Source organism: Floridaenema aerugineum BLCC-F46, assembly GCF_041929345.1.
In the GTDB taxonomy this organism is placed as follows: domain Bacteria; phylum Cyanobacteriota; class Cyanobacteriia; order Cyanobacteriales; family Aerosakkonemataceae; genus Floridanema; species Floridanema aerugineum.
The window spans coordinates 1-2,525 of the sequence record NZ_JBHFNQ010000046.1; the positions used below are offsets into that span (position 1 = coordinate 1).

Genomic DNA, 2,525 nt, shown 5'->3' on the forward strand with positions numbered 1-2,525 from the left:
ACGTTCTGAACAGCCAGAAAGTGAGTCAACAGATGGGTTAGTAAGCTATTTAAAACTTAATGGTACTTGTCCAACTCCTAACGGACTAATGCCTTACCAAGTTCACTCGGTTCCGATGGGATTTAGTGTGATGGTAGTTGCGGGAGTAATTTCCGGTTTATTAGGTATTGGTTCGGGAGCATTTAAAGTATTAGCAATGGATCAAGCAATGCGGTTGCCATTCAAAGTTTCGACAACTACAAGTAACTTTATGATTGGTGTCACCGCAGCAGCTTCGGCGGGAGTTTACTTAGCACGAGGTTATATCGATCCAGGACTTTCTATGCCTGTGATGTTAGGAGTATTACCAGGTGCTTTATTAGGCGCAAAAGTTTTAGTAGGAGCTAAAACTAAAGTTTTAAGAATAGTTTTTAGTTTAGTTCTGGTATTAATGGCTTTAAAAATGGTTTATAACAACTTATCAGGGGGAATATAAAATGCAAAAATTAGCTGAAAGTGAAATAGTTGAATTTAACTTATTTCAAGAAAATTCGGATAACGATCTCAATTATTTTCCCCAAGACCGTGAAATTAATGAGGAGATAAAATACAGCAAGACCAAGAGAGAACAACAACTTGAACTATTACTCAGCAACCTTTTAAAATACGGAGTTTTTCTAGCTAGTGCTGTTGTTTTAGTGGGAGGGATTTTGTATTTAATACGTCACGGTGCTGAACCTGCTGATTATCGAGTTTTTCATGGAGTACCATCGGAATTTCGTTCCCCAGAAGGGGTAGTTAATGCAGTATTATCAGGTAGTCGTCGGGGGATTATTCAATTAGGTTTATTGATTTTAATAGCTACTCCGATCGTGCGTGTAGCAATCTCGTTTTTAGCTTTTCTGCGTCAACGAGATTATGTCTACATCGTGGTGACTTTCCTGGTGTTATCAGGATTAATTTACAGCGTGATTGGAGCATACCATTAAAATTCAATCGGGCAGTGCAAATTGAGTCACCTTCCATAATAGTTAATTCGTTTCGCCGTTGACCAAGCACAATTAACCACATCGGATGCCATAATTGCTGACTTTTTTCATCAGTAACCCTCACCTGTAATAAAGTAAAAGGATGTTGGTGCATTGGATATTCTTTGGTTCCCCGCATCAACATTTGATGCCAAGCAGAGATGTTTAATTTCAGAGGTCGCCCACGACGAGTAGTGAAATTTGTTTGGGTTATTTCATCAGGTTGATGCCAAGTAATTTCATCTTTTAAATCAAATCGCTCACCATACCAACGGCGGTGTCCCCGACCGGAATTAGTTTCTTCATTGATGGATGGTTGACGGTAGAAAACTCTATTGCTACGTACTCTCGTGATTAGTACTAAATTTGATTGAGATGAGAGTGTATCCAGAAATTGGCGTTGAGAATAATAGCTATCAGCTACCAACACAGATAATTGTTCTTTTTCCCAAGCGGGACAATCATCGAGTACAGTATTTATCTGCTCTACTCCCACAACTATACTATTAGTACTAGAGGTGACTCGTTGGGTGCTTAAAGGAATTGCCCAAGGGATATTTTGAGTGCCTTCTGACTCTGGTAGAAATGATAATAAAGAGTACTGATGCCCAATGTTAATTGGTTTATTGCCTTTAATAGTATTCGGTTGATGGATGTATGTCCGGTCAGGTATTGTAGGGGAAAACGGTCGTGGGATGGGGGTTGTGTCCAAACCAAATAAATGAAAATTTCTCGTAGTCGGTGCTTCAATTAATGGGGAAAGGGCTTTGAGCAGAGATTTTTGAAATTGTTTTCTTTCTGCAACTGCTGCGTTGGGCTTACTCGGCACAAAAAATTGTTTAATCGCTTTATATAAAGCACTATAACCGCGACGGAAAGAAGGATGCTCGCATAATTCTACTGGGGTTTGAGCCGTGATATTTCCCGTAATAGCATCCAATAAATCCATCAAGCTGTCACGATTAAGCGGGAAGTTAGCGTAAACATTTTGGCGAAATTGCTGAAATTGAGCGAGTTGGTCTTCACAGGATATGGTAGACATCAAAAAATGGTAAATCAAAGAGAGTTTTCGTTAAAAATATTCGCGAAGTATTTTACCATTTGATTACACATTTTTTTCTATCTAGTTATGAAGCACGCCAAGCCAAAACTGGCTCCCAACTTAGCTAAAAGAGCAGAGCGTTTAACTGCTACTATCGCGGCTTTAAAAGTTAAAATTCAACAAATTTATGATGAAGGTGAGGTATCTCCCAAGGGGTGCTACGTAGCCCGTTATCAGGTCAGACAACAACAGAAAATTTATTGGTATTATAAATTACAGGCAAGCGAACCGATTTTTGAGCAAGCAAAAGATCGTCAAAAAAAGAGTAAGTATAAACATTTGGGACGGGCCTTTTGTGAGGAGCATATTACCGCAGTAGTCCAGGTGGTTAGACGTAATCAAATTGATGAACTTGAGCGAACGATTAATTCTTTAACTAATAGTTTACTTGACTTATATTATGACGGTGAAAGTGA

At 38.9% G+C, this 2,525-nt stretch carries 3 protein-coding genes and 1 pseudogene; 3 read left to right on the top strand and 1 reads right to left on the bottom strand.

Features of this window, described 5'->3' with window-relative positions; genetic code table 11:
- Both ACE1CC_RS05405 and ACE1CC_RS05410 read left to right on the top strand, forming a co-directional pair.
- Positions 1-475 (top strand): sulfite exporter TauE/SafE family protein (locus ACE1CC_RS05405; RefSeq protein WP_413269448.1); only part of this gene is annotated, 475 nt, incomplete at its 5' end.
- 1 nt (position 476) lies between these two features.
- On the top strand, positions 477-968 hold the full coding sequence (locus ACE1CC_RS05410) for a DUF1634 domain-containing protein (protein ID WP_413269449.1): 492 nt from the start codon (positions 477-479) through the stop codon (positions 966-968).
- Positions 969-1,203: 235 nt separating this feature from the next.
- Here ACE1CC_RS05410 and ACE1CC_RS05415 read toward each other — a convergent pair.
- Positions 1,204-2,049, bottom strand: a pseudogene (locus ACE1CC_RS05415) (transposase); the annotation flags it as partial.
- 87 nt (positions 2,050-2,136) lie between these two features.
- Between ACE1CC_RS05415 and ACE1CC_RS05420 the strand changes: the two are divergent.
- On the top strand, positions 2,137-2,525 hold a 389-nt coding region (locus tag ACE1CC_RS05420; protein WP_413269450.1), incomplete at its 3' end, for a hypothetical protein.

What these genes read in the sequence shown, in the direction of transcription:
- ACE1CC_RS05410 (WP_413269449.1), top strand. Translation starts at nt 477, where the DNA reads ATGCAAAAATTAGCTGAAAGTGAAATAGTTGAATTTAACTTATTTCAA.